1 protein-coding gene and 2 pseudogenes are annotated in these 1,208 nt (G+C 31.7%); all 3 read right to left on the reverse strand.

Annotation, left to right across the window (positions count from 1 at the left end; all coding sequences use genetic code 11):
- A pseudogene (locus C237_RS0111065) lies at nucleotides 1-305 on the reverse strand (hypothetical protein); the annotation flags it as partial.
- Between the two features lie 329 nt (nucleotides 306-634).
- On the reverse strand, nucleotides 635-1,039 hold the full coding sequence (locus C237_RS0111070) for a hypothetical protein (protein ID WP_156809754.1): 405 nt from the start codon (nucleotides 1,037-1,039) through the stop codon (nucleotides 635-637).
- Nucleotides 1,020-1,208 (reverse strand): annotated as a pseudogene (locus C237_RS14405) (hypothetical protein); the annotation flags it as partial. The gene C237_RS0111070 and the pseudogene C237_RS14405, both read right to left, overlap by 20 nt.

Raw genomic sequence — 1,208 nt, forward strand, 5'->3', positions numbered from 1 at the left:
GCGTTTCCCTTAATAATAATACTCTGCAAGGTATCTTTACCCTCTACCTCGTGGAAGACAAAAGGCTTATCCGTTTCTGCCTTTCCAAAAATTTCTATCTTTTTTTCTTTGAGTTGAGAACGCTTATCAACCTGCAATTTGTCTTGTACTTTCTCTACTTGCTCCTGCTTGATTTCTTTTACAGAAACGCTATCTTTTAAATGCACTTCTACTGCACTGGTTTTTATATGAGCATCCGTTTTCTTCCGTGTTCGACAAGAGAACAATAGAAGTACAGCGAGTATTAACAATAATTTAGTTTTCATCTTTCTTCGTTTTAAAGTTTTTTTTAAGTCTTGAAAAAAGGAAAAATTATTTCCATATAGTTTATGATACTGACAAAATGTCGGTGTTGAAACACCAAATTATCTTAGTATTTGTTGTATAACTATCACTGTTTCATAATTCTAAGTGTTATTTTGTCTTATTTCTTTTATTTTCGTTCTACTGGTACTATCTTTGATTTTAACATCCATATTGAACTTTAAAATTTTTAACAATATGGCAAAAAAAAGTACTACTACGCACTATCGAAGTGCAAAAACAGGACAGTATGTAACCAAAGATTATGCTAAAAAACATCCTGCTACAACTGTCAAAGAGACTGATAAGAAGAAATAATCTCAAATGTTCTCTTTGTTAGGAAACCTAAAAGGTAGGCAAAGGCTTCTTCTGATTCATCACAGAATAGTACACCTACCTTTTTTAACACAAAATTGGTAGCGTGTAATAATTCGTGTGTAAGTGTGGCGTATTGTTCTGATGTACTCGGAATTTCGGGCATATAGATTAAAATTGTTCCATACTTCTCATTGAAATAAGTTTGCCCTAAAACAGGTTCTTTTAAATTTACTGATATTTCTTGAGCAAACTTCTCCTGCTGGTATTTTTTTAATACTTTTTTTAGACTTTTTATACTTCCAAAATGCAACATTACTTCAGTATTGTAAATATCAACTGCAATAATTTTATTTAAAAAATCACTGGGTGTTTTCATCATTTTTTGTTTTAAATGTTTCTAAGTCTGCGTTTTCATTAAACTTTCTAAGTTTATTCATCCAGCCCACAGGGGGGAATTTACCATTAGTTAAAATTGAGAGATTTCCCATTGCACTTCCCGCTGGATAGAGGAATACCATTAGTTGTAGTAATACTTTGAAATAGATTGC

Source organism: Riemerella columbina DSM 16469, assembly GCF_000374405.1.
In the GTDB taxonomy this organism is placed as follows: Bacteria; Bacteroidota; Bacteroidia; order Flavobacteriales; family Weeksellaceae; genus Riemerella; species Riemerella columbina.

Coding starts and splice junctions, on each gene's coding strand:
- C237_RS0111070 (WP_156809754.1), bottom strand. CDS start 1,039: ATGATGAAAACACCCAGTGATTTTTTAAATAAAATTATTGCAGTTGAT.